This window comes from Burkholderia sp. SJZ089, from assembly GCF_007828315.1.
GTDB lineage: Bacteria > Pseudomonadota > Gammaproteobacteria > Burkholderiales > Burkholderiaceae > Burkholderia > Burkholderia gladioli.
The window spans coordinates 104,368-129,191 of record NZ_VIUM01000010.1 but is presented as its reverse complement, the minus strand read 5'-3'; the positions used below and the strand labels follow the sequence as shown (position 1 = coordinate 129,191).

Sequence of the window (24,824 nt, the reverse complement as noted above, 5' to 3'; positions counted from 1 at the left end):
CCGCGGGGAGCGCGGCAGGGCTGACGCGAGCGCGCGAAGGAAGACCGCTCGCGGCCGGCGCCGCGAGCAGGCGGCGCTCGCCGGCATGCCTGCCCGGTGCGTTCGCGCCCCGGTTCGCCGTGCCACAATAGCCGGTCGCGGCGGCGGCCGCGCGCGGTGCTCGACTGCCCGCCTCACGGCCCGCTCCCCAGCCTGCTTCACCGCCCGCCGCCCGCCTTCCGTTCGATCTCGCAAGCTGACAGGATTCGCTCATGACGTCTTTGCTGAAAGTTGGTCTGATGGGTTTCGGTTTCGCCGGCGCCACCTTCCACTCGCCGGTGATCGCGCACAGTGGCCGCACGCGGGTGGCCGCGATCGCCACCGGGCAAGCCGACAAGGCGCGCGCCGCGTACCCGGAGGCGACCGTGGTCGCCGATTTCGACGCGCTGCTCGGGCTCGCCGAGCTCGACTGCGTGGTGATCGCCACGCCCAACGACACCCACTTCGATCTGGCCCGCCGCGCGCTCGAGGCCGGCAAGCACGTGGTGGTCGACAAGCCCGTCACGCTCAGCTCGGCCGAGGCGCGCGCGCTGGCGCGCCTGGCGGCCGACCGCGCCCTGGTGTTCGCGCCCTTCCACAACCGTCGCTGGGACGGCGACTTCCTCACCGTGCGCGAGCTGGTGGCCAGCGGCGAGTTGGGGCGCCTGACGCTGTTCGAATCGCACTTCGACCGCTTCCGCCCGCAGATCCGCCAGCGCTGGCGCGAGGACGCCACGCGCGGCGGCGGCCTGCTGTTCGACCTCGGCCCGCACCTGATCGACCAGGCGCTGGTGCTGTTCGGCCGGCCCGAGACGGTCGGCGCCACGGTGCGCGCGCGCCGCGACGGCGCGGCGGCGGCCGACTTCGTGCACCTGGTGCTGGGCTACGCGAACCATGAAGTGATCCTGCACGCGAGCGCGCTGGCCGCGATCGAGGCGCCGCGCTTCACCGTGCTCGGCACGCGCGGCGGCTACCAGAAGTTCGGCCTCGATACCCAGGAGGACCAGCTCAAGGCCGGCCTCACGCCCGACGACGTCGAGTTCGGCGGCGGCAATCCGCCCGGCGTGCTGCACCTGCTGGACGGCGAGGTCGAGACCGAGCGGCCGGTGCCCACCCTCGACGGCCAGTACGCCGAGTTCTACCGCGCGCTGGCCGCCTCGGTGCAGGATCGCGCGCCGTTCCCGGTGCCGGCCCAGGACGCGGTGGACGTGATGGCCATCATCGAGCTGGCCGAGCGCAGCGAGCGCGAGGGCCGTCGCCTGCCGTTCGCCAGCGAGCCGTTCTGACCCTGCGCGCCGGGCCCGGACGACCTTTCGCCGGCCACGAACAACATTCGGTTACAAAACAGCGGGGAACCGGCTTCCGTTTCGGGCAGGTCTGAAGCATGCTTCCCCGGCCGGCCCCTCGCGGGCCGGCTTCGCTTTGCAAGATGCCGTTTCGCACGGCCCGGATCTTGCGCCTCACCGATTCGCCATAGGAGAACGATTCATGCAACGGCTGATCCGTGCGGCCCTCGGCGCCGCCCTCGTCGCCTCGCTGGCCGCGTGCGTCGTCACGCCGCCGCCGAAGCGGCCGGCGCCGCGTCCACGCCCCGTTCAACCGATCCCCGTCCAGCCGCCGCCCCCGCCGCCGCAACCCGCTCCGCCGCCGATCGGCGTGGAGCGCATGAACGGCATCCTGGGCCGCATCGACAGCCTCGGCAACCGCATCGATTCGCGGGTGAACGGCGGCGCCTATCCGCCGCCGCAGGGCGAGGCGCTGCATCGACGCCTCGAGGTGATCCGCCAGGAAGCCAACGACATGAGCGCGCAGCATGGCGGCGGGCTGACCGCCGACGAGCAGCGCGTGCTGAACCAGGAACTCGACACGGCCGCGCGCGCGATCGGCGTCTGAGACGGGCGGGGCGGCTCGCTCGGGCCGCCTCGCGACATGGTCCCTCGGCAGGCGGCCCGGCCCGATCGAATCGGCGAGCCGCCGGCGCCGGCGTTCCACGCCTCCCCCTTTCCACCCATGCCGGCATGGCGCCGGCTGCCTGCCCGAGCCCGCGCCATGCGGCTCCGGCCGCCACTTGTCCACCGCCGAACGCGACTTGTCCAGCGCTTATCCCGGGCTTGCCCCCAACTTGTCCACCCGCTTTTCCACCGCCTTATCCACGCGCGTTGCCCGGGTTGTCCACGACTTGTCCCCGCTTTATCCCGAGCTTGTCCCCTGATTCGTCCACCGGCTTGTCCACAGCTTCACGCAGCCTTGTCCCCGCTCGATCCACAGGCTGTCCACCGACTTGTCCCCAGGCGGCACGCCGGTGCCGACGGCCGCGCAGCGGGGTCCGCGGTCGGCATCCGCGCCCTGCCCGCCTGCCGCCAAGCGACGTGAATTTGCGCAAATTGACAAGCCCTTTGGCCTCGCGTACATTCGCCGGCACGCGTCGGGAGAGCGTGCGACAGCCTGGATTCCGGGCCGCCGCGCCGCCGAAGGGGCACACCCGCAAACTCTCAGGCAAAAGGACCGACCGCGTCGGAACACATACGCGCAGCCCAGGTTGCGCGTCAGGTTTTTCGTACTCTGGAGAGCGGCAGTAGCCACGTGCGCGAGCATCGGCAGGCTGCCCACCGAAGGGGCGCGCACCGGCCAAGGACGGTGCAATCTCTCAGGTATCGAGGACAGAGGGGCTGGCAAGGAACCACGGACGCGTCGCGCGCCGGCGGCTCGCCCACTTGCCGAATCGTTTTCGCGTCCGGGCACCCGCCCGCACGGAACCTCGAGGCCCCGATGACCGCACTCAAACACACCCCGCTCCACGCCGCGCATGCCGCGCTCAACGCCCGCATGGTCGATTTCGGCGGCTGGGACATGCCCGTCAACTACGGCTCGCAGCTGGAAGAGCATCGCGCCGTGCGCACCGATGCCGGGATGTTCGACGTGTCCCACATGTGCGTGGTCGATTTCCGCGGCGAGCGCGCCCGCGCCTTCTTCGAGTACGCCATCGCCAACAACGTCGGCAAGCTGCACACGCCCGGCAAGGCGCTCTACTCCTGCCTGCTGAACCCCGAAGGCGGCGTGATCGACGACCTGATCGTCTACTACTTCACCGAAACCTTCTTCCGCACCGTGGTCAACGCGGGCACCGCCGAGAAAGACATCGCCTGGTTCCAGCGCCTGAACGAGGAAGGCGGCTTCGGCCTCGAGATCACGCCGCGCCGCGAGCTGGCGATCATCGCCGTGCAGGGCCCGAACGCCCGCGCCAAGGCCTGGGACACGGTGCCCGCCGCGCGCGCCGCCACCAGCGAACTGAAACCCTTCAACGCCGCCCAGGTGGCCGGCACCCCGTTCGGCGACCTGACCGTGGCGCGCACCGGCTACACCGGCGAGGACGGCTTCGAGATCATCGTGCCGGCCAGCCACGTGCAAGCGCTGTGGGACGCGCTGATCGCCCACGGCGTGCGCCCGGCCGGGCTCGGCGCGCGCGACACGCTGCGCCTGGAGGCCGGCATGAACCTCTACGGCCAGGACATGGACGAGACCGTCTCGCCGCTCGACGCGGGCCTGGCCTGGACCATCGACCTGTCGGCGCCGCGCGAGTTCGTCGGCCGCGCCGCGCTCGAGGCGCACGGCGAGCGCGCCGGCTTCGTCGGCCTGATCCTCGAGAAGGAAAACGGCAAGGCCGGCGGCGTGCTGCGCGCCCACCAGCAGGTCCTCACCGCACACGGCGAGGGCGAGATCACCAGCGGCACCTTCTCGCCCAGCATGCAGGAATCGATCGCGTTCGCGCGCGTGCCGGCCGGCGTTGCCGTCGGCGACACCGTGCAGGTGCGAATCCGCGACAAGAACCTTCCCGCGCGCGTGGTAAAACTCCCGTTCGTGCGCAACGGCAAGGTATTGGCCGCCTGAGCGCACGAACCTCCAACACGCACAACACAATCAGGAGCATCCGATGAGCAACGTCCCGGCAGATCTGAAATACACCGACGAACACGAGTGGATCCGCACCGAAGCCGACGGCACGCTGACGGTCGGCATCACCGATCACGCCCAGAGCACGCTCGGCGACATCGTCTTCCTCGAGCTGCCGGAAGCCGGCAAGCAGGTGAAGGCGGGTGACCCGATCGGCGTGGTCGAGTCGGTCAAGGCCGCTTCCGACATCTACGCGCCGGTTTCCGGCGAAATCATCGCCGCCAACCCGGACGCGATCGACGAGCCCGAGTCGGTCAACGAAGACGCCTACGACGCCTGGCTGTTCAGGATCAAGCTCGCCCCCGGCGCCAACACCAACGATCTGCTCGACGCGGCCGCGTACAGCAAGCTGATCGACGGCTAAGCCCTTTTCGACCCGAGCGGCGCGCGCGACCACGGCACGCGCGCCGCAACCCGCAGGAATGCCATGAAGCTCGACCATCCGGATCACCTGATGAACCGCACGCCCCTCTCGCTCGCCGCGCTCGAAACGCACGACGCGTTCGCCGAACGCCATATCGGCCCCGACGCCGCCAGCCAGCAGGCCATGCTCGACACGCTCGGCTTCGCCTCGCGCGCGGCGCTGATCGAGGCGGTGATCCCCGCCGCGATCCGTCGCGACGAGACGCTGCCGCTGGGGCCGTTCACGCAGCCCAGGAGCGAGGCGGAAGCGCTCGCCGCGCTGCGCGAGCTGGCGAACCAGAACCAGGTTTTCCGGTCCTTCATCGGCCAGGGTTACTACAACGCGCATACGCCGGCCGTGATCCTGCGTAACGTGCTCGAGAACCCGGCCTGGTACACGGCCTACACGCCTTACCAGCCGGAAATCTCGCAGGGCCGCCTGGAGGCGCTGCTGAACTTCCAGCAGATGGTCACCGACCTGACCGGCCTGGCGATCGCCAATGCCTCGCTGCTGGACGAAGCCACCGCCGCCGCCGAGGCGATGACCCTGCTGCAGCGCAACGGCAAGCCGAAGTCGAACCGCTTCTTCGTGGCCGACGACGTGCTGCCGCAGACGCTGGAAGTGATCCGCACCCGCGCCGAGCCGATCGGCATCGAGGTGGTGACGGGCCCGGCGGCGCAGGCCGCCGATGCCGACGCGTTCGGCGTGCTGCTGCAATACCCGGGCGTGAACGGCGACGTGCGCGACTACCGCGCGCTGACCGAGGCCGTGCACGCGGCCGGCGGCCACGTGGTGGCGGCGGCCGACCTGCTGGCCCTGACCGTGCTCGTGCCGCCCGGCGAATGGGGCGCGGACGTGGCGGTCGGCAATACCCAGCGCTTCGGCGTGCCGGTCGGCTTCGGCGGCCCGCACGCGGCCTACCTGGCCGTGCGCGACGAATTCAAGCGCCAGATGCCGGGCCGCCTGGTGGGCGTGACGGTCGACGCGCAGGGCAAGCCGGCCATGCGCCTGGCCCTGCAGACGCGCGAGCAGCACATCCGCCGCGAGAAGGCCACCTCGAACGTCTGCACCGCGCAGGCCCTGCTGGCGATCATGGCCAGTTCCTACGCGGTCTACCACGGCCCGCGCGGCCTGAAGACCATCGCGCTGCGCGTGAACCGGATCGCCGGCCTGCTGGCCGCGGGCGTCGCCCAGCTCGGCTACACGCTGGTCAACGACAGCTTCTTCGACACGCTGACTGTCGAGGCCGGCCAGCACGCCGCCGCGCTGCACGAAGCCGCGCGCGCCAAGCGCATCAACCTGCGCCATGCCGGCGCCAGCCAGGTGGGCATCTCGATCGACGAGACCACCACCCGCGCCGACCTGGCCGACCTGCTGGCCGTGTTCGCCTCGGTGGCAGGCGCCGCCGCGCCGTCGGTGGACGCGCTGGAAGCGGCCCTGCCCGGCGCGCCGGTGCTGCCGGCCCAGCTCGAACGCCAGAGCGCCTACCTGACCCACCCGGTGTTCAACCGCCATCATTCCGAAACCGAGATGCTGCGCTACCTGCGCAGCCTGTCGGACAAGGACCTGGCGCTGGACCGCTCGATGATCCCGCTCGGCTCCTGCACCATGAAGCTGAACGCGACCTCCGAGATGCTGCCGGTCACCTGGCCCGAATTCGGCCAGATCCACCCGTTCGCACCGGAAGAGCAGACCGTCGGCTACCGCACCATGATCAGCCAGCTCGAGCAGATGCTGGTGGCCGCCACCGGCTACGCGGCCGTCTCGCTGCAGCCGAACGCCGGCTCGCAGGGCGAGTACGCGGGCCTGCTGATCATCCACGCCTATCACGCCTCGCGCGGCGAGGGCCATCGCGACGTCTGCCTGATCCCGGCCTCGGCGCACGGCACCAACCCGGCCTCGGCCCACATGGCCGGCATGAAGGTGGTGGTGGTGGCCTGCGACGAGCAGGGCAACGTCGACCTCGCCGATCTCAAGGCCAAGGCCGAGCAGCACGCGGCGAACCTGGCCGCGATCATGATCACCTACCCGTCGACGCACGGCGTGTTCGAGCAGAACGTGCGCGAGATCTGCGAGGTCGTGCATGCGCACGGCGGCCAGGTCTACGTGGACGGCGCGAACATGAACGCGATGGTCGGCCTGACCGCGCCGGGCCAGTTCGGCGGCGACGTGTCCCACCTGAACCTGCACAAGACCTTCTGCATCCCGCACGGCGGCGGCGGCCCCGGCGTCGGTCCGGTCGCGGTCGGCGCGCATCTCGCCAAGTTCCTGCCGAACCAGCGCTCGACCGGCTACACGCGCGGCGCCGACGGCATCGGCGCGGTCTCGGCGGCGCCTTACGGCTCGGCCTCGATCCTGCCGATCTCGTGGATGTACATCGCGATGATGGGCGCGCGCAACCTGACGGCCGCCACCGAAGTGGCGATCCTCAACGCCAACTACATTGCCAAGCGTCTCGCGCCGCATTACCCGGTGCTGTATTCGGGCCCGGGCGGGCTGGTCGCGCACGAGTGCATCCTCGACCTGCGCCCGATCAAGGACAGCAGCGGCATCACCGTCGACGACGTCGCCAAGCGCCTGATGGACTACGGCTTCCACGCGCCGACCATGAGCTTCCCGGTGCCGGGCACGCTGATGGTCGAGCCGACCGAATCGGAATCGCAGGAGGAGCTGGACCGCTTCATCGACGCGATGGTGGCGATCCGCGAGGAAATCCGCGCCGTCGAGGAAGGCCGCGCCGATCGCGAGGACAACCCGCTGCGCCATGCGCCGCACACGGCGGCGGTGGTCACCGCCAACGCGTGGACGCACGCCTACACGCGCGAGCAGGCCGCGTTCCCGGTGGCGTCGCTGGCCGCCGGCAACAAGTACTGGCCGCCGGTCGGCCGGGCGGACAACGTCTACGGCGACCGCAACCTGTTCTGCGCGTGCGTGCCGATGTCCGACTACGCCTGACGGAGCGCGCGCCCCTCGCCGAGCCCGTCATGACGCGCGCCATGCCTCCCGCCCCCGCGGCGGGGCGCATGGCGCGCGGTCGCGTTCGCCTCCAAGTCCGGCTAACATCTGACACCGCCATCCAGCCAAACGAGGAGTTCCGCATGGTGCGCAAGGTGTTTCCGGATCGCATGGCCACACGGCATGTACAGCACGTGCGGCAGGCCCATTGGCGCGCGCTCGCGCCGGCATTCGCGGCCTGCGTCGCGTTCGCGCTGTCGGCCGCTGCCTCGCCGGCGCGCGCGGCAATGAATTTCTGCGCGGCGCCCGCGCTGCAGAGCAACGAGAGCACCTCGGCCGAGCCCGGCATCCAGGCGCTGGTGCGCAGCGTCGACGCGCACCTGAACGACGCGCCGAAGGCGCTCGTGCACCTGCATACCGAAGGCCTGCTGCCGCACGAAGGCATCCGCGACCAGAGCGAGGAAGCGCTCAAGGACATGGAGCTGATGCGCGACGCGGCGCTGGCCTGGCGCGTCACCAACAACCCGCGTTATCTCGCGCTGCTGAACCGCTTCCTGCTGGCCTGGGTCACCACCTACCAGCCCGACTTCAACCCGATCGACGAGACCCGCTTCGAGGGCCTCATCATCGCCTACGACATGGCCGCCAGCACGCTGCCGGTCAAGACGCGCAACGCGGCCTCGACCTTCATCGCCAAGCTCGGCGCCGGCTACGTGGCGCAGGTCGACGCGCAGCCGCGCCCGCTCACCGGCGTGTGGCGCAACAACTGGCAGAGCCACCGGATCAAGCTGATCGCGCTGTCGGCCTTCACGCTCGGCGATCGCAAGATGATGAACGCCGCCCAGCGCCTGTTCGTCGAGCACCTGGCCGACAACATCAAGCCGGACGGCACCACCTTCGATTTCGAGGAGCGCGACGCGGTCCACTACGCGGTCTACGACCTGCAGCCGCTGGTCACGGCGGCGCTGGCCGCGCGGCGTTTCAACCGCAACTGGCTGCGCGAGCGCGGCAGCAACGGCGCCACCCTGCAGGCCGCGCTCGACTGGCTGGTGCCCTATGCGCGCGGCGAGAAGACCCATGAAGAATTCGTGAACTCCACGGTGCCGTTCGACGCCAAGCGTCGCGAGGCGGGCCTGCCCGGTTATTCGGGCCAATGGCAGCCGGCCAACGCCACCGAGCTGTTCCACCTCGCGGCCCGTCTCGACGGCCGCTACAACAGCGTCGCGCAGCAGCTCGCGCCGCAGCCGCCCGCCTGGCTGGCTGCGTGCCTGCCGCTGCCGGCACGTTAATCACCCCATCCGCATTACAGGAACTCCCCATGGCAGTCAGCGTGTTCGATCTTTTCAAAATCGGGATAGGCCCGTCCAGCTCGCATACGGTCGGACCGATGCGCGCCGCGCTGATGTTCGTCCAGGGGCTCGAGCGTGATGGCCTGCTCGAGCAGGTCGCCGGCGTGAAGGTCGACCTGTATGGCTCGCTCGGCGCCACCGGCAAGGGCCACGGCACCGATCGCGGCGTGATGCTGGGCCTGATGGGCGACGCGCCCGACACGGTGAACCCCGATACCATCGACGCGCGGCTGGCCGCCGTGCGCGACACGAAAACGCTCTCGCTGCTGGGCCGCCATCCGGTGCCCTTCGTGCTGAAGGAGCAGATCGGCTTCTACCGGCAGGCGCTGCCCGAGCACCCGAACGCGATGACGCTGCGCGCGCGCGACGCGGCCGGCGAGGCGCTGCGCGAAACCACCTACCTGTCGGTGGGCGGCGGCTTCGTGGTGACGGCCGGTGCGGCCAATACCAAGGTGCTGAACGCGGCCGAGCAGATGCCCTACCCGTTCCGCTCCGGCACCGAGCTGCTGGAGCTGACCGCCTCCACCGGCAAGTCGATCGCCCAGCTGATGTGGGACAACGAACGCGCCTGGCACGACGAGGACACCACGCGCGCCGGCCTGCTGAAGATCTGGGAGGTGATGCAGTCCTGCGTGTCGCGCGGCTGCGGCATCAACAACCCCGACGCCGAGGGCACCCTGCCCGGCCCGTTCCAGGTCAAGCGCCGCGCGCCGCAGCTGTATCGCACGCTGACCGGCAACCCGGAGCTGGCGCTGCGCGACCCGCTGTCGATGGTCGACTGGATCAACCTCTACGCGATTGCCGTCAACGAGGAAAACGCCGCGGGCGGGCGCGTGGTGACCGCCCCCACCAACGGCGCGGCCGGCATCATCCCGGCGGTGCTGCACTACTACACGCGCTTCGTGCCGGGCGCCAACGAGCAGGGCGTGATCGACTTCCTGATGACGGCCGCCGCGATCGGCATCCTCTACAAGCTCAACGCCTCGATCTCGGGCGCCGAGGTGGGTTGCCAGGGCGAGGTGGGCGTGGCTTGCTCGATGGCGGCCGGCGCGCTGGCCGCCGTGCTGGGCGGCACGCCGCGCCAGGTCGAGAACGCCGCCGAGATCGGCATGGAGCACAACCTCGGCCTGACCTGCGACCCGGTCGGCGGGATGGTGCAGATCCCCTGCATCGAGCGCAACGCGATGGCATCGGTGAAGGCCGTCAACGCCGCGCGCATGGCCCTGCGCGGCGACGGCAGCCACTACGTGTCGCTCGATTCGGTGATCAAGACCATGCGCGAGACCGGCGCCGACATGAAGACCAAGTACAAGGAAACCTCGCGCGGCGGGCTGGCGGTGAATATCGTCGAGTGCTGAGCGGGATTTGAGGCGACACGCGCCGCGCGCCGGATCGGCTGCGCGGCGCCTTGCGTTTACGCGTTCGCCCTTTTCCGTTTTCTCGTTCCTCGCAACGACGCGCGGCGGCGTTTCGCGGCGAGCACTCACCGTTCGCGACCCGCTCGCCACGTTTCGCCCATCCGGCGTAAGCTATCCCTCCCGCCACCGAGGGAGCCCGCCGTCCATGTCGCACACTCCGGATTCCGCCGTCCCCGCCAGCGTCAACGGCGCCCGACTGCTCGTCGATGCGCTGCTCGCCAACCATGTCGAACGCGTGTTCTGCGTGCCCGGCGAAAGCTTCCTCGCCGTGCTCGACGCGCTCGGCGACGAAACCGGGCGCATCGACACCATCGTCTGCCGCCACGAGGCCGCCGCCGCCAACATGGCCGAGGCGATCGGCAAGCTGACCGGCCGGCCCGGCGTGGCCCTGGTCACGCGCGGACCGGGCGCGACGCATGCCTCGATCGGCGTGCATACCGCGTTCCAGGATTCGACGCCGATGATCCTGTTCGTCGGCCAATGCGCGCGCGAGCATCTCGACCGCGAGGCCTTCCAGGAGATCGACTATCGCCGCATGTACGGCGAGCTGGCCAAGTGGGTCGCGCAGATCGACGACGCGCGGCGGATTCCCGAGTACCTGAGCCATGCCTTCCATGTCGCGACCTCGGGCCGTCCCGGCCCGGTGGTGCTGGCGCTGCCGGAAGACCTGCTGTCCGACCCCTGCGCGCCGCAGCCGGTGCTGCCGGCCGCCAAGCGGATCGCGGCGGCGCCCTCCGCGGCCCAGATGGCCGAGCTGCGCGAGCGGCTCGCGCGCGCCGAGCGCCCGTTGCTGATCGCCGGCGGCAGCGGCTGGAGCGTCGAGGCCTGCGCCGACCTGCGCCGCTTCGCCGAGGCCTGGCAGTTGCCGGTGGCCTGCGCGTTCCGCTACCAGGACAGCTTCGACAACGAGCATCCGCTGTATGCCGGCGACGTCGGGCTCGGCATCAATCCGGCGCTCGCCAGGCGCATCCGCGAGGCCGACCTGCTGCTCGTGCTGGGCCCGCGCCTGGGCGAGGCGACCACCGGCGGCTACACGCTGCTGGAAATACCGAAGACGCGCCAGTCGCTGATCCACGTCCACCAGGGCGCCGAGGAACTGGGCCGGGTCTACCTGCCCGACCTGCCGATCGTCTCGGGCATGCCCGAGATCGCGGCGCGGCTGGCCGAGCTCGCGCCGCCCGAGCTGCTGCCCTGGGCCGGCAGCGCGAGCGAGGCGCACGCGGCCTACCTGGCCTGGCGCAAGCCGCTGCCGATGCCGGGCGAGGTACAGCTCGGCGAGATCATGCAGCAGTTGCGCGAACGGCTGCCGCACGACGCGATCGTCAGCAACGGCGCCGGCAACTACGCCACCTGGCTGCATCGCCATTACGCCTATCGCGCGTTCCGCTCGCAGCTCGCGCCGACCAATGGCGCGATGGGCTACGGCGTGCCGGCCGCGCTGGCCGCGAAGTCCTTGTATCCGCAACGAATCGCGGTGGCGCTGGCCGGCGACGGCTGCTTCATGATGGCCGGCCACGAGCTGGCCACGGCGATGCAATACGGCCTGAACATCGTGGTGATCGTGGTCAACAACGGCCACTTCGGCACGATCCGCATGCACCAGGAACGCCATTACCCGAACCGCGTGCATGGCACCGGCCTCACCAATCCCGACTTCGCCGCCTATGCGCGCGCGTTCGGCGCGCATGGCGAGACCGTCGCCACCACCGCCGAATTCGCGCCGGCGCTCGAACGCGCGCTCGGCAGCGGCCTGCCCGCGCTGATCGAGATCCGGATCCCGCAGGAGGCCAGCACGCCGGCCGCGACGTTGGAGCAGGTGCGCGAGCAGGGGCGGCGCGCCCGCGGCGAAACCGGGCCGGGCGCATGAGACGCCCTGCTCCCGTCGACTCTTGCTTCGAGGATTCCCGGATCGATGGCACATCCCGCGCCGCTCGCCGCTGACACGCCGGCCGACCTGGAGGGGCCGGCCGCGCTGCGGCACCCCGGCACCCTGCTCTCGCGCGAGCGCCGGCTGGTGGCGCCCTACGACCTGGAGATGGCGGGCCAGGTGCCGCCCGGCCATCGCGCCGCCAGCCAGGGCGGCACCGGCATCCTCAACGCGACCGAGCAGCCGTTCCGGCTCGACTACGCGCGACATGCCCGGGTCCACGTGATCAACGGCATGGGCGTCGCGCTCGGCGATTCGATCATCGGGCTCAGCGCGCTGGCGGCGCTGCGTGATGCGCATCCGGCGCTGCGTATCGCGCTGTATCGGCCATCGCGTTTGTCCGGCCATGTCGAGCAGCTCTATCGGCTCGCCGACGAGGCGGTCGCCGGCATGCGCATGCTGCCGGCGCACCTCGATGCGCTGCCGGCCGACGACCCGAGGATCGACGTCGGCAACCAGCTGTATCGGCCGTCCTTCGCGGCGCTGCCGATGATCGACTACTTCCTCGATGCGCTCGGCGTCGATCCGGCCACGGTGCCGGCCGCCGCCAGGCGCAATCGCTGGCTGTCGCGGCTGGCGCTGCCGGAACTGCCCGCGGCCTGGCGCGGGCGGCGCTACGCGCTGTTCTGCGCCGAGGCGAGCACGCCGCTGCGCAGCATCCCGCCCTCGCGGCGAGCCGCCATCGTGGAGCGCATCGCCCGGCGATACGGCCTGCCCGTGCTGGGCTTCGGGCCCGTCGAGCATGCCGCCTACACGGACGTGCGCGAGCTGTCTCCCGACACGGCCGCCTACTTCGCCTGGATCCGCGACGCGGCGGTGCTGGTCAGCGCCGACACGTCGGCGATCCACGCCGCCGACGGCTTCGAGGTGCCGACCCTGGCCGGCTTCACCAGCATCGCGCCGGAGCTGCGCGTGCGCGACTATCCGCTGTGCCGGCCCTTCGTGGTGACGGTGCCGCCCGCGCTGCGCGATCGCCATGCCAGCGACGATCCCGCCGAGATCGCGATGGTCGAGGCGGCATGGGGGCTGGTCGATTGGGACGCGTTGGCGTGGCCGCGGGCGCGGGCGTAGCAGCCGAGGCCGAGGATCGACGATTGGCAAGCAATGACCGGCGACGCGGCGCTCGCCCGCTTCAGCCGAGCGCGACCGCCACCGATTCGCGCAGCGCCTCGGAAGGCCGCATCCCGAACATGCGGCGATAGTCGGTCGCGAACTGGCTCAGGTGCCAGAACCCCCAGGCGGCGGCCACGTCCTGCACCGAGCCGGCGGCGCGCCCGCACAGGTCGCGTCGCGCGCCGTTCAGGCGCAGCGCGCGCAGATAGGTGGCCGGCGCCATCCCGAGCACGTCCTGGAAGCAGTTCTGCAAGGTGCGTCGGCTCACGTGCAGTTGCTCGCAAAGCTCGGGCACGCCCACCGCACGCGCGCGATGCGCGAGCACGTAGTCGCGCGCCTGGGCAACGATGCGGCGGCGCCGCTGCGGCTGCATGCCATCGGCCTCTTCATCGCCGGCCGGCCCCGCGCAGACGTCGAACAGGGCAGCCAGCACGGCCTCCTGCAGATCATGGCGCTCGCCATCGGAAAGGGCTGCACGCGGCGAGGTCGCCTGGAGCAGCCGTGAATCGGGAGGCAAGTCGGACTGAGAGCCGAATTGCGAAGCAGGCTGTGAGGTAGGCCGTGAAGCAGGCCGCGAATCCGGCCATGGATCGAGCCGCGATGCCAGCAGCGCGCGCAGGCGCGCCAGCCGCGCATCGCCGGCGCGCACCATGGCCTGGCGCGGCACGCTCTCGTCGAAGCCGGCTCGCTCGACCTGCTCGGCATGACGGCGCAGCACCTCGCCGCGCACCACCACGCCGTAGATCGAAAAGGCCGCCGGCGTCAGCAGCTCGAATTCGACATTGCCGGGCCGGCAGGCGAAGCCGTCGGCCGCGACCGGCCGCGTATCGATACGCATCTGCGCGGCCTCGAACTCGGGCGGCAGCACCGGGATACCGAACCAGTAAGCATCGCCGCGCACCTCGCAGGCCTGGCGCAGCGTGTGGCTGGTGGTCTCGCGGAACAGCTTCATGGTGTCGAGCGGCAGCTCGGTGAGGGTGCCGACGAAATGCCCGGCCGCCAGTTGGTCGTAGGTCTGGCGCCAGCCCACCAGGTTGCGCGCCTGCTCGTCGGCGTCGTGCGCGACGCTGACCACGGCGCGGCCAGCCGGCACCTCGTCGCCTGCCGCGCTGCGCCGCGTGTCCTCCGCGGTCGCCTCGCCGCCGCCTCGTGCGCTGTCCATGTTCACCCTCCCAGCCTGTTCCTGCCTCGACCCGCAAAGCGAACGCAAGTCCCGTGCCGAAACCGGGCCCGGCGCGGCCCGGTCGCCCGCCGCCGCGCGCTGTGCCGCGACGGCACAGCCTGTGACGGGCGAACGTTCCATTCCTGCACAGTCGCGGCAGCATCATCGTCGCGGCGGCCCTGCCCGCCGCCGCCGCACCGCCTCGCGCCGGGCTCGCACCGCAAGGCGGCGCGCTGGCACGCTTTTGGCGTATCCGGAACACCGCGCCGCGCGTGGCGAGCGTCCTCTTGCGCGCGCGGCGATGTTTTCCCCAAAACCGACATGCGAGGAGCGACACGATGAACCACGCCGAGATGCAGCACCTGAACATCGAATTCCCGTACCGCAAGCAATACGGGAACTTCATCGGCGGCGAATGGGTGCCCCCTGTCGACGGCCAGTACTTCGACAATCTCTCGCCCGTCACCGGCCAGGCCTTCACCGCGATCCCGCGCTCGCAGGAAGCCGACATCAACCTCGCGCTGGACGCCGCGCACAAGGCCAAGGCGAGCTGGGGCGCGACCCCGGTGGCCGAGCGCGCCGCCGTGCTGCTGCGCATCGCCGATCGCATGGAGCAGAACCTGGCGCGCCTGGCGGTGGCCGAGACCATCGACAACGGCAAGCCGCTGCGCGAGACCACCGCGGCCGACATCCCGCTCGCGATCGACCATTTCCGCTACTTCGCGGGCTGCGTGCGCGCCCAGGAAGGCTCGATCGCCGACATCGGCGGCGACCTGGTGGCCTATCACTTCCACGAGCCGCTCGGCGTGGTCGGCCAGATCATCCCCTGGAACTTCCCGATCCTGATGGCGGCCTGGAAGATCGCGCCGGCGCTGGCGGCCGGCAACTGCGTGGTGCTCAAGCCGGCCGAGCAGACGCCGGCCTCGATCCTGGTGTGGGCCGAGCTGGTCCAGGACCTGCTGCCGCCGGGCGTGCTCAACATCGTCAACGGCTTCGGGCTGGAAGCCGGCAAGCCGCTGGCCTCCAGCAAGCGGATCTCGAAGATCGCCTTCACCGGCGAGACCACCACCGGCCGCCTGATCATGCAGTACGCCAGCGCGAACCTGATCCCGGTCACGCTCGAGCTGGGCGGCAAGAGCCCGAACATCTTCTTCGCCGACGTGATGGACCGCGACGACAGCTACTTCGACAAGGCCCTGGAAGGCTTCGCGATGTTCGCGCTGAACCAGGGGGAGGTGTGCACCTGCCCGTCGCGCGCGCTGGTCGAGGAAAGCATCTACGACCGCTTCATCGAGCGCGCCGTGAAGCGCGTCGAGAAGATCCGCCAGGGCCACCCGCTCGACGCGCAGACCATGATCGGCGCGCAGGCCTCGGCCGAGCAGCTCGAGAAGATCCTGTCCTACATCGACATCGGCCGCCAGGAAGGCGCCGAGTGCCTGACGGGCGGTGAGCGCAACACGCTGACGGGCGAGCTCGCCAGCGGCTACTACGTGAAGCCGACCGTGTTCCGCGGCCACAACAAGATGCGCATCTTCCAGGAGGAGATCTTCGGGCCGGTGCTGTCGGTGACCACCTTCAAGAACGAGGAGGAGGCGCTTGAAATCGCCAACGACACGCTCTACGGGCTTGGCGCCGGCGTGTGGACCCGCGACGGCGGCCGCGCCTATCGCTTCGGCCGCGCGATCCAGGCCGGCCGCGTGTGGACCAACTGCTATCACGCCTATCCGGCGCATGCCGCGTTCGGCGGCTACAAGCAGTCGGGGATCGGCCGCGAGACGCACAAGATGATGCTCGACCATTACCAGCAGACCAAGAACCTTCTGGTCAGCTACGACGACAAGCCGCTCGGCTTCTTCTGAGCGCGGCGGCCTCGCCGAACTCGCCGCAACGAAAAAGCGCCGGTGGATATTCCACCGGCGCTTTTTCGTGCGGGCAACGGCAGGCTCGGCTACCCTTCGCCGATTCGTTCGTTATCCGATCGATCGGCCAGCAGCGCGTCGCTGTCGTCCTTGAGGCCGACGCCGGTCAGTTGCAGGCGGCGCGCGTGGGTGAGCAGGTAGTGCAGCTTGTGCGCGGCCGCCTCGTAAGGCAGGCCCTCGGGGCGCACGTTCGAGATGCAGTTGCGCTGGGCGTCGTGGCAGCCCACCTTGGGTGCGTAGGTCAGGTAGACGCCGAGGCTGTCGGGCGAGCTGAGGCCCGGCCGCTCGCCGATCAGGATCGCCACCAGTTGCGCGCGCAACAGCTCGCCGATCTCGTCGCCGAGCGCGACGCGCGCCTGCCGCGCCACCACCACCGGCCCGAGCGACCAGCCATCGGCATCGAGCCGCCCGCGTATCGCGTTCAGCAGCGGCAGCGCCTGCTTCGCGGCCGCGAAGGCCGACAGGCCGTCGCCGATCACGAACACCAGGTCCGGCGCCTTGGCCGGCTTGGCGCCCTCGGCGGCCAGCGCCTCGCGGCTCGCCTCGGACAGTTTGCGCCCGAGGTCGGGGCGGCGCAGGTAGTGCTGGCGATCGAGCGCCGCGCTGTCCGCGCCGAGCGTGGCGAAGCCAGCCGCCTCCAGCTCGCCGCGCAGCTTGTCGGCATCGAGCGGCTGGTGCACCGCGTCGCGTGCCTGCGCGTGCGAGAGATTGAAGGCCAGCAGGGGCTCGGTGGGCAGGCTGCTGCCGGCGCGGCCCAATGCGATCCGCGCGTTGGTGAAGGTCTTCAGGCCGCCCCAGGGGTTCTTCTCGACCGCATCGCTCATGCGTCGATCCCCATCCATTCCTTCGCCCCGGCCAGCAGCGGCGCGCGCGCATGCACCGGTATCAGCGCGCCCTTCGCGTCGGCGATCTCCATCGTCTCCAGCCATTCCTCGAACTCGGGCGCGCGCCGCAGCCCCAGCACCTCGCGCACGTAGAGCGCGTCGTGGAAGGAGGTGCTCTGGTAGTTCAGCATCACGTCGTCGGCGCCGGGGATGCCCATGATGAAGTTGATGCCGGCCGCGCCGAGCAGGGTCAGCAGCGTGTCCATGTCGTCCTGGTCGGCCTCGGCGTGGTTGGTGTAGCAGATATCGCAACCCATCGGCACGCCCAGCAGCTTGCCGCAGAAGTGATCCTCGAGCCCGGCGCGGATGATCTGCTTGCCGTCGTACAGGTACTCGGGGCCGATGAAGCCGACCACGGTATTGACCAGGAAGGGCCGGAACCGGCGCGCCACCGCGTAGGCGCGCACCTCGCAGGTCTGCTGGTCGACGCCGTGATGCGCGTTGGCCGACAGCGCGCTGCCCTGGCCGGTCTCGAAGTACATGAGGTTGTCGCCGACCGTGCCGCGCTTGAGCGAGAGCGCCGCCTCGTGCGCCTCGCCGAGCAGGGCCAGCGAGATGCCGAAGCTGGCATTGGCCTGCTCGGTGCCGGCGATCGACTGGAACACCAGGTCGACCGGCGCGCCCTTCTCGATCGCGGCGATGGTGTTGGTGACGTGGGTCAGCACGCAGGACTGCGTCGGCACGCGGTAGCGCTCGCGGAACGCGTCGATCATGTTCAGCAGGCGCGTGATGGCGGCCAGGCTGTCGGTGGCGGGATTGATGCCGATCATCGCGTCGCCGGAGCCGTACATCAGGCCGTCGAGCATCGAGGCGGCGATGCCCCTGGCGTCGTCGGTCGGGTGATTCGGTTGCAGGCGCACCGACATGCGCCCCGGCAGGCCGACCGTGTTGCGAAAGCGCGTGACCACGCGGCGCTTCCTGGCCGCCGCGATCAGGTCCTGGTTGCGCATCAGCTTCGAGACCGCCGCCACCATCTCGGGCGTGAGGCCCGGCGCCACGCGTTCGAGCGCGGCACCGTCGGCGGCGGGCGAGAGCAGCCAGTTGCGGAAATCGCCCACCGTCAGGTGCGAGATCTCGGCGAAGGCGGCCGCGTCGTGCTCGTCGATCACCAGCCGCGTGACCTCGTCGCGCTCGTAGGGAATCAGCGCCTCGTTGAGGAAGGCCTTGAGCGGCACGGCGGCCAGGGCGATCTTCGCCGCCACGCGCTCCTCCTCGCTGGCCGCCGCCACGCCGGCGAGCTGGTCGCCCGAGCGCAAGGGACTGGCCTTCGCCATCAAGGTCTTCAGGTCCGCGAACCGATAGGTGCGCGAGCCGATCGTCTCCGTGTACGACATCTGCGAATCTCCTGCGCGCCGCCCGGCGCGCGTGCTGTCATTCCTCGAGCAGCGCCTCGGCCGGCGTGGCCGCCCGCTGCGCTCGCGTGGCCAGGAAGTAGCCGTAGCCGAGCGCGACGATCACCACGAAGATCAGCGCGACCAGCGCATTGAAATACACCATCGTGCCGAGGCAGACCAGCGCCGCCACCAGCGCGAAGGCGGGGAACAGCGGATAGAGCGGCGCGCGGAACGGGCGCGCCATCGCCGGCTGGCTGCGGCGCAGCTTGAACAGCGCCGCCATGCTGACGATGTACATCACGATAGCGCCGAATACCGACATCGTCACGATGTTCGCGGTGAGCGTCTGGCCGCCGAACTGGATCAGCTCGTCGCTGTAGATCGCCGCGATGCCGACCACGCCGCCCGCCAGGATCGCGCGATACGGCGTGCGAAAGCGCGGGTGCACCTTGGCCAGCCATTCCGGCAGGTAGCCCTCGCGCGCCAGCGCGAAGATCTGGCGCGAATAGCCGAGGATGATCCCGTGGAACGAGGCCACCAGCCCGAACAGGCCCAGCCAGACCAGCATGTGCATCCAGCCGCTGTGCTCGCCGACGATGTACTTCATGGCCTGCGGCAGCGGATCGTTGATGTTGGACAGCTTGGTCCAGTCGCCGGCGCCGCCCGCGAACACCATCACGCCGATCGCCAGCACCACCAGGGTCAGGATCCCGGCGACATACGCGATCGGAATCGAGCGCTTCGGGTTCTTCGCCTCCTCGGCGGCCATCGCCACGCCCTCGATCGCGAGGAAGAACCAGATCGCGAACGGGATCGCCGCGAACATGCCGTGGAAGGCGCTTGGCGAGAAGTGGTCGGCGCCGCTCCAGCCGCCGCGGGTGAAGTTGTCCCAGGAGAAGCCCGGCGAGACCACGCCCATGAACACCAGCAGCTCGAAGATCGCCAGCAGGGTGACGATCAGCTCGAAGGTGGCGGCGATCTGCACGCCGACGATATTGAGCGCCATGAACACCAGGTAGGCGCCCATCGCCGCGTGCTTGGGCTCCAGCGAGGGGAACTGCACGTGCAGGTAGGCGCCGATCGCCAGCGCGATGGCCGGCGGCGCGAACACGAACTCGACCAGGGTGGCGATGCCGGCCAGGTAGCCGCCGGCCGGGCCGAAGGCGCGCCGCGCATAGGCGAACGGGCCGCCGGCGTGCGGGATCGAGGTGGTCAGCTCGGTGAAGCTGAAGATGAAGGTGGTGTACATCGCCGCGATGAACAGCGCGGTGACCACGAAGCCGAGCGTGCCGGCGCTGGCCCAGCCGTAGCTCCAGCCGAAATACTCGCCCGAGATCACCAGGCCCACCGCGATGCCCCACAGCTGCCAGGTGCCGAGGGTCTGTTTCAGTGCCGGCCCCGGCGCGGCGCCGCCCGCTGCGGGGCGGCCGTTCGACTCTGCTTGCATCGCTCTCTCCTCATGTGCGGCTGCCGGCGCGGCGCGCCGGATCGGGTGACCGATCACCGATGCTAGAGAGTCATTAATCGAGGCGTTATCGAAAATCGGCAAAGGTGGGCGGGGCGGCGGATGCTGCCGATTGCGCGGGTCGTAAGGCTTCCGTAGGATGAGCGGCGGCATGGCGCCGGTGGTCGCGCGTGCCGGCCGATCCATCACGACTGATTCCGGAACCCTCCAGCATGACGAATCCGCAGCTCGACATCCGCCAGCTCGCGCCGCTCGAGGTAGTCGCGGCCGCCCATATCGGCCCTTATGCCGAGATGCATGCCGCATTCTCACGCCTGGCCGCCTGGCTCGACGAACAGGGCCAGTTCGGACCCGATACGCAATGCCTGGGCATCTTCCACGACGATCCCGAGACGGTACCGGCCACGCAGTTGCGCTCGCATGCCTGCTTCGCGCTCGGCGAGGGGACCGCGGCGCTGGCCTTGCCCGGGCAGTTCGAACACCTGACCATCTCGGGCGGCCCGTATGCGGTACTGATCCATCGCGGGCCCTATGCGCGGCTCGGCGAATCGTATCGATGGCTGTTCCAGGAATGGCTGCCCGCATCGGGACGCGCGCTGGCCGAGGCGCCTTCGTTCGAGCGCTATCTCAACGATCCGCGCGACACGCCGGCCGAGCAGTTGCTGACCGAGATCTGCCTGCCGCTGCGCTGAGCGGCACGCACAGCGAGCTGGACCCTTTATCCACGGCTCGCTGTGGATAAGCCGGCATTCAGCGGCGCATCGCGCATTGCGCTGACCGGCTCAATGCACGCGCGTGCCGCATCGCGTGCACATGCGCGAGGCCGCTTCCAGCGGCGCGCTACAGCGGCGGCAGACCGCCGGCCGGCCTGCATCGCCGGAACGCAGTTGGGTGAAGCGCCGCCCCGGCCGCGCGGCATGGCCGGCCAGCGCACCGCGCAGCGTGTCGAACCAGCGGGCGAAACGGTTCATCGCGAGCCCCGCCTTCCCGATGCCGCGACGCCGCCTCAGCGCGAGGCGCGCAGCAGCCGCAAGCCATTGCCGACCACGATCAGGCTCGCGCCCGCGTCGGCGAACACGGCCATCCACATGGTGCCCAGCCCGGCCACGGTGAGGCCGAGGAACACTGCCTTCACCACCAGCGCGAAGCCGATGTTCTGCACCAGCACGCGGTGCGTGGCGCGCGACAGGCGCACGAAGGCGGGGATCTTGCGCAGGTCGTCGTCCATCAGCGCGACGTCGGCCGTCTCGATCGCCGTGTCGGTGCCCATCGCGCCCATCGCGAAGCCGATGTCGGCGCGCGCCAGCGCCGGCGCGTCGTTGATGCCGTCGCCCACCATCCCGACCGCGCGGCCCTGGCCCGACAATTCCACCACGGCGGCGAGCTTGTCTTCCGGCAACTGGTTGCCGCGCGCATCGTCGATGCCGACCTCGCGCGCGATCGCCGCGGCCGTGTGCGCATTGTCGCCGGTCAGCATCGCGGTGCGGATGCCGAGCGCGTGCAGTTGCTCGATCGCCTCGCGGCTGGTCTGCTTGACCGTGTCGGCGACCGCGAACAGGCCGAGCACGCGCGTCGCGTCGATCAGCATCACCACCGTGCGGCCTTTCGATTCCAGCGCGGCCACGCGTTCGTCGAGCGCCGCCGAGGCGCGGCCGAGCTCGACTGCCAGGCGCCGGTTGCCGAGCCAGTAGGCGGCACCGTCGATGCTGCCGCGCACGCCGCGGCCCGGCAGCGCCTCGAAGCCCTCGACCTCGGCGAACGGCGCGCCGGCGCTGCCGCGCTCGGCCAGCGCCGCGGTCGCGATCGCCTGCGAGACCGGGTGATCGGAGCGGCTCGCGAGGCTCGCGGCCATGAAGGCGATCCGCTGCGGCTCGAGATCGTCGGCCAAGACCTCGACGTCGGTGCGCACCGGCTTGCCGTGGGTGAGCGTGCCGGTCTTGTCGAGCGCGAGCCAACCGAGCTTGCGGCCTTCCTCGAGATAGACGCCGCCCTTCACCAGGATCCCGCGCCGCGCCGCGGCCGCCAGCCCCGAGACGATGGTGACCGGCGTCGAGATCACCAGCGCGCAAGGGCAGGCGATCACCAGCAGCACCAGCGCGCGATAGACCCAGTCGTGCCAGGACTCGCCCAGCAGCAGCGGCGGCACCACCGCGACCAGCAGCGCGATCGCGAACACGATCGGCGTGTAGACGCGCGCGAAGCGGTCGACGAAGCGCTGGGTCGGCGCCTTGGCGCCCTGCGCCTCCTCGACGGCGTGGATGATGCGCGCCAGCGTGGTGTTCGAGGCCACCGCGGTGACGCGATAGTCGAACGAGCCCGATTCGTTGATGGTGCCGGCGAACACGGCGTCGCCAGGCGCCTTCTCGATCGGCAGGCTCTCGCCGGTGATCGGCGCCTGGTTCACGCTGGAGCGGCCCTCGACCAGCTCGCCGTCCAGGCCGATGCGCTCGCCGGGGCGCACGCGCACGATCGCGCCGAGCGCGACCTCGGCCGCCGCCACCGACGCCCAACTGCCGTCGGGCTGGCGCACCGTGGCGGTATCGGGCGCGAGCCGCATCAGGCCCTGGATCGCGTTGCGGGCGCGATCGAGCGACTTCGCCTCGATCAGCTCGGCGATGGTGAACAGCACCATCACCATCGCCGCCTCGGGCCACTGGCCGATCAGCATCGCGCCGGTCACGGCGATGCTCATCAGCGCGTTGATGTTGAGGTTGCCGTTGCGGATCGCGATCCAGCCCTTGCGATAGGTGGTGAGCCCGCAGACCGCCACCGAGGCCAGCGCCAGCAGCGCGGCGGCCCAGGTCGGCAGGCCGGCCCAGGTGACGGCCTCGGAAGCCAGCGCGGCGACGCCGGCCGCGACCAGCGGCCAGACCGGCTTGGCGGGCTCGGCGATGGCGCCGCCCGCCTTGGCGTCGGCGGCGCCGGCCAGCTCGGGCGTCATGCCGAGCGTGCGGATCGCCGCGGCGACCGAATCGGCCGCGCCCGGCGTGTGGACCACGGTCAGCATGCGCTGCATCAGGTTGAATTCGAGCGTCGCCACCGAGGCCATGCCGCCCAGCTTCTTGCGGATCAGCGTTTCCTCGGTCGGGCAATCCATCTGCATGATGCGGAAGGCGGAGCGTTCCTGGCCGTCGGCCAGGCGTTCGGTGCCGGGCAGCGGCGCGAGCGTCAGCGCGGCGGGGGCGCAGCAGTCGGCGCCGTGGTCGTGGCTATGGGCGGCGTGGTCGTGGTCGTGGTCGGCGTGATTGTGGCCCGCATGATCGTGGTTCGAATGGTCATGACCCGCATGATCGTCGACGGCATGCCCATGGCTGCCGTGCGCGGCGTGGTCGTGCCCCGCATCGTCGTGGCCGGCATGCGCGTGATCATGCTCACGCGAGTGCGCCTTGCCCGAACAACATGCATCGGCACGTTCCGGCGCGGCGGCGAGCGCGAGCTCGGCCTGCCCGGCCGGATCGCGGCGCGTCCATTGGATCGCCTGGCCCGGCGCGGCGGCGGCGCGGGCATCGGCCGGCGCAAGGGCATGGTCGTGGTCGTGCCCGCAGCAAGCCGCGCCGGCGCCATGCGCATGCGCCTCGTGGCCAGCATGGTCGCCGGCCGCCACCGCCTGCGCCTCGCGCGCCTCGACGCCGATCGCGTCCTTGCTCCGATTGCTTTCGCTCATCACCTTCTCCGATGCCTGATTGCTTGACGGTGTAGAGTTAACACCCTGAAGCCACTTCAGGGTCAACCGCTACCGCCAGGAGAATCTGATGAAGATCGGCGAACTCGCGAAAGCCGCCCGCTGCACGCCGGAAACGATCCGCTTCTACGAGAAGGAGGGTCTGATGCCGGATGCCGAGCGCACCGACGCCAATTACCGGCGCTACACCGAGGTCCACGTCGAGCGCCTGCGGTTCATCCGCAACTGCCGCGCGCTGGACATGACGCACGACGAGATCCGCGCGCTGCTGCGCCTGACCGACGACCCGGCCGATCGCTGCGATTCGATCAACACGCTGCTCGACGAACACATCGGCCACGTCAATGCGCGACTCGTCGAACTGCAGCACCTGAAGGCCCAGCTCAGCGAATTGCGCGAGCAGTGCCAGGGCGATCACACGGTCGAGGATTGCGGCATCGTGCACGGCCTCGCGACCATGGAAACGCTGGAGGCGCCGGCCAAGCGCACGCACGTCGGCTAGGCGCGCTCGCAGCCGGCACTCGCGTTCTCCATTGCGTCAATTCATGACCAGTCATAAAATCACTAGTCACAAATTGATGATGGATTCGACTGGCTCATGCCGAAATTTTCCCCTCTCGCACTGGCCGTGCTGGCGATGCTGACCGAAGCGCCGATGCACGCCTATCGGATCCAGCAGCTGATCAAACTGCGCGGCAAGGACGAAGTGATCAACGTCCGCCAGCGCAACAGCCTCTACCAGACGCTCGAGCGTCTGCTGCGCGACCACCTGGTGGTGGTCCACGATACCGAGCGCGACGGCATGTTCCCCGAGCGCACTGTTTATGCCGTCACCGAATCGGGCCGCAACACCGCGCGCCAGTGGTTGCGCGAGCAGCTCGCGCAACCGGCCCGCGAGTTCCCGGCGTTTCCGGTCGCGTTGTCGATTCTGCCCCTGCTGTCGGTCGAGGATGCGCGGCGCCAGCTCGAGGCGCGCATCCTCGCGCTCGAGGAAGAACTCGAACGGCTCGAGGCGGCGCGCAACGCGGCACTCGCGATGCAGATCCCGCGGCTGTTCCTGCTGGAGAGCGAGTTGCTGCAGGCCACCGTCGAGACCGAACTCGACTGGGTGCGCAGCGTGGTCGGGCACCTGAAGGTGGGCGCGCTGACCTGGAGCGAGGCCTGGCTGCGCGACGTGGCGGCACGCCTGGCCGAGGCCGATCCCGATTGAGGCGGGATGGAACGGAGCGGGGCGGCACGAGATC

General features: G+C 70.2%; 19 protein-coding genes and 2 riboswitches. Of the genes, 13 read left to right on the top strand and 6 right to left on the bottom strand.

Annotated elements, in window-relative coordinates:
* The first annotated feature begins 251 nt into the window (after positions 1-251).
* The 9 genes from FB600_RS19690 (at position 252) to FB600_RS19650 (ending at position 13,092) form a co-directional block, all read left to right on the top strand.
* Positions 252-1,304 carry an oxidoreductase gene (locus tag FB600_RS19690; protein WP_145757261.1) on the top strand — a complete coding sequence of 351 codons (1,053 nt, stop codon included), beginning with the start codon at positions 252-254 and terminating at the stop codon, positions 1,302-1,304.
* A 202-nt stretch (positions 1,305-1,506) separates the two neighbouring features.
* Positions 1,507-1,911: a hypothetical protein gene (locus FB600_RS19685; protein ID WP_013696202.1), complete on the top strand. Its 405-nt coding sequence runs from the start codon at positions 1,507-1,509 to the stop codon at positions 1,909-1,911.
* Between the two features lie 523 nt (positions 1,912-2,434).
* A riboswitch (glycine riboswitch) is annotated at positions 2,435-2,533 on the top strand.
* Between the two features lie 37 nt (positions 2,534-2,570).
* Positions 2,571-2,692, top strand: a riboswitch (glycine riboswitch).
* A 95-nt stretch (positions 2,693-2,787) separates the two neighbouring features.
* Positions 2,788-3,906: a glycine cleavage system aminomethyltransferase GcvT gene (gene gcvT, locus FB600_RS19680; RefSeq protein WP_145757262.1), complete on the top strand. Its 1,119-nt coding sequence runs from the start codon at positions 2,788-2,790 to the stop codon at positions 3,904-3,906.
* 43 nt (positions 3,907-3,949) lie between these two features.
* A complete protein-coding gene (gene gcvH / locus FB600_RS19675) occupies positions 3,950-4,333 on the top strand; it encodes a glycine cleavage system protein GcvH (protein ID WP_098181426.1) in 384 nt (127 codons plus the stop codon).
* Positions 4,334-4,396: 63 nt separating this feature from the next.
* Positions 4,397-7,327, top strand: a complete 2,931-nt coding sequence (gene gcvP, locus FB600_RS19670) for an aminomethyl-transferring glycine dehydrogenase (RefSeq protein WP_145757263.1) — start codon at positions 4,397-4,399, stop codon at positions 7,325-7,327.
* A 143-nt stretch (positions 7,328-7,470) separates the two neighbouring features.
* The gene (locus FB600_RS19665) at positions 7,471-8,616 is read left to right on the top strand and encodes an alginate lyase family protein (protein WP_013696198.1); all 1,146 of its coding nucleotides are present in this window, start codon (positions 7,471-7,473) and stop codon (positions 8,614-8,616) included.
* A gap of 29 nt (positions 8,617-8,645) precedes the next feature.
* Complete coding sequence (locus tag FB600_RS19660) at positions 8,646-10,034, top strand: L-serine ammonia-lyase (RefSeq protein WP_013696197.1); 1,389 nt, start codon at positions 8,646-8,648, stop codon at positions 10,032-10,034.
* Between the two features lie 205 nt (positions 10,035-10,239).
* Positions 10,240-11,961: a thiamine pyrophosphate-binding protein gene (locus FB600_RS19655; protein ID WP_145757264.1), complete on the top strand. Its 1,722-nt coding sequence runs from the start codon at positions 10,240-10,242 to the stop codon at positions 11,959-11,961.
* A 45-nt stretch (positions 11,962-12,006) separates the two neighbouring features.
* Positions 12,007-13,092 carry a glycosyltransferase family 9 protein gene (locus FB600_RS19650; protein ID WP_145757265.1) on the top strand — a complete coding sequence of 362 codons (1,086 nt, stop codon included), beginning with the start codon at positions 12,007-12,009 and terminating at the stop codon, positions 13,090-13,092.
* Between the two features lie 61 nt (positions 13,093-13,153).
* Here the strand turns inward: FB600_RS19650 and FB600_RS19645 are convergent, their stop codons facing one another.
* The gene (locus tag FB600_RS19645) at positions 13,154-14,296 is read right to left on the bottom strand and encodes a helix-turn-helix domain-containing protein (RefSeq protein ID WP_145757266.1); all 1,143 of its coding nucleotides are present in this window, start codon (positions 14,294-14,296) and stop codon (positions 13,154-13,156) included.
* Between the two features lie 338 nt (positions 14,297-14,634).
* Between FB600_RS19645 and adh the strand changes: the two genes are divergently transcribed.
* Complete coding sequence (gene adh, locus FB600_RS19640; protein WP_036035280.1) at positions 14,635-16,155, top strand: aldehyde dehydrogenase; 1,521 nt, start codon at positions 14,635-14,637, stop codon at positions 16,153-16,155.
* A gap of 89 nt (positions 16,156-16,244) precedes the next feature.
* On the opposite strand, the gene eutC is transcribed toward adh, so the two are convergent.
* From eutC to eat, 3 genes are read right to left on the bottom strand one after another with little or no spacing between them, the layout of a single operon-like run.
* On the bottom strand, positions 16,245-17,039 hold the full coding sequence (gene eutC / locus FB600_RS19635) for an ethanolamine ammonia-lyase subunit EutC (RefSeq protein WP_145757267.1): 795 nt from the start codon (positions 17,037-17,039) through the stop codon (positions 16,245-16,247).
* The gene (locus FB600_RS19630; protein ID WP_036048674.1) at positions 17,036-18,433 is read right to left on the bottom strand and encodes an ethanolamine ammonia-lyase subunit EutB; all 1,398 of its coding nucleotides are present in this window, start codon (positions 18,431-18,433) and stop codon (positions 17,036-17,038) included. Before FB600_RS19630 ends, eutC begins: the two co-directional genes overlap by 4 nt.
* 37 nt (positions 18,434-18,470) lie before the next feature.
* Positions 18,471-19,880, bottom strand: coding sequence for an ethanolamine permease (gene eat, locus FB600_RS19625; protein ID WP_013696190.1), 1,410 nt, complete (start codon positions 19,878-19,880; stop codon positions 18,471-18,473).
* Positions 19,881-20,110: 230 nt separating this feature from the next.
* Between eat and FB600_RS19620 the strand changes: the two genes are divergently transcribed.
* On the top strand, positions 20,111-20,590 hold the full coding sequence (locus FB600_RS19620; protein ID WP_103690853.1) for a GyrI-like domain-containing protein: 480 nt from the start codon (positions 20,111-20,113) through the stop codon (positions 20,588-20,590).
* A gap of 90 nt (positions 20,591-20,680) precedes the next feature.
* On the opposite strand, the gene FB600_RS19615 is transcribed toward FB600_RS19620, so the two are convergent.
* Both FB600_RS19615 and FB600_RS19610 read right to left on the bottom strand, forming a co-directional pair.
* Positions 20,681-20,869: a hypothetical protein gene (locus tag FB600_RS19615; RefSeq protein WP_046580218.1), complete on the bottom strand. Its 189-nt coding sequence runs from the start codon at positions 20,867-20,869 to the stop codon at positions 20,681-20,683.
* Between the two features lie 35 nt (positions 20,870-20,904).
* A complete protein-coding gene (locus tag FB600_RS19610) occupies positions 20,905-23,562 on the bottom strand; it encodes a heavy metal translocating P-type ATPase (RefSeq protein ID WP_145757268.1) in 2,658 nt (885 codons plus the stop codon).
* 88 nt (positions 23,563-23,650) lie between these two features.
* Here FB600_RS19610 and cadR point away from each other — a divergent pair, with 88 nt between their 5' ends.
* Both cadR and FB600_RS19600 read left to right on the top strand, forming a co-directional pair.
* Entirely contained in the window at positions 23,651-24,082 is a 432-nt protein-coding gene (cadR, locus tag FB600_RS19605; protein WP_017919796.1) for a Cd(II)/Pb(II)-responsive transcriptional regulator, read from the top strand.
* Between the two features lie 96 nt (positions 24,083-24,178).
* The gene (locus FB600_RS19600) at positions 24,179-24,790 is read left to right on the top strand and encodes a PadR family transcriptional regulator (protein WP_013696186.1); all 612 of its coding nucleotides are present in this window, start codon (positions 24,179-24,181) and stop codon (positions 24,788-24,790) included.
* The last annotated feature ends 34 nt before the right edge of the window (positions 24,791-24,824 follow it).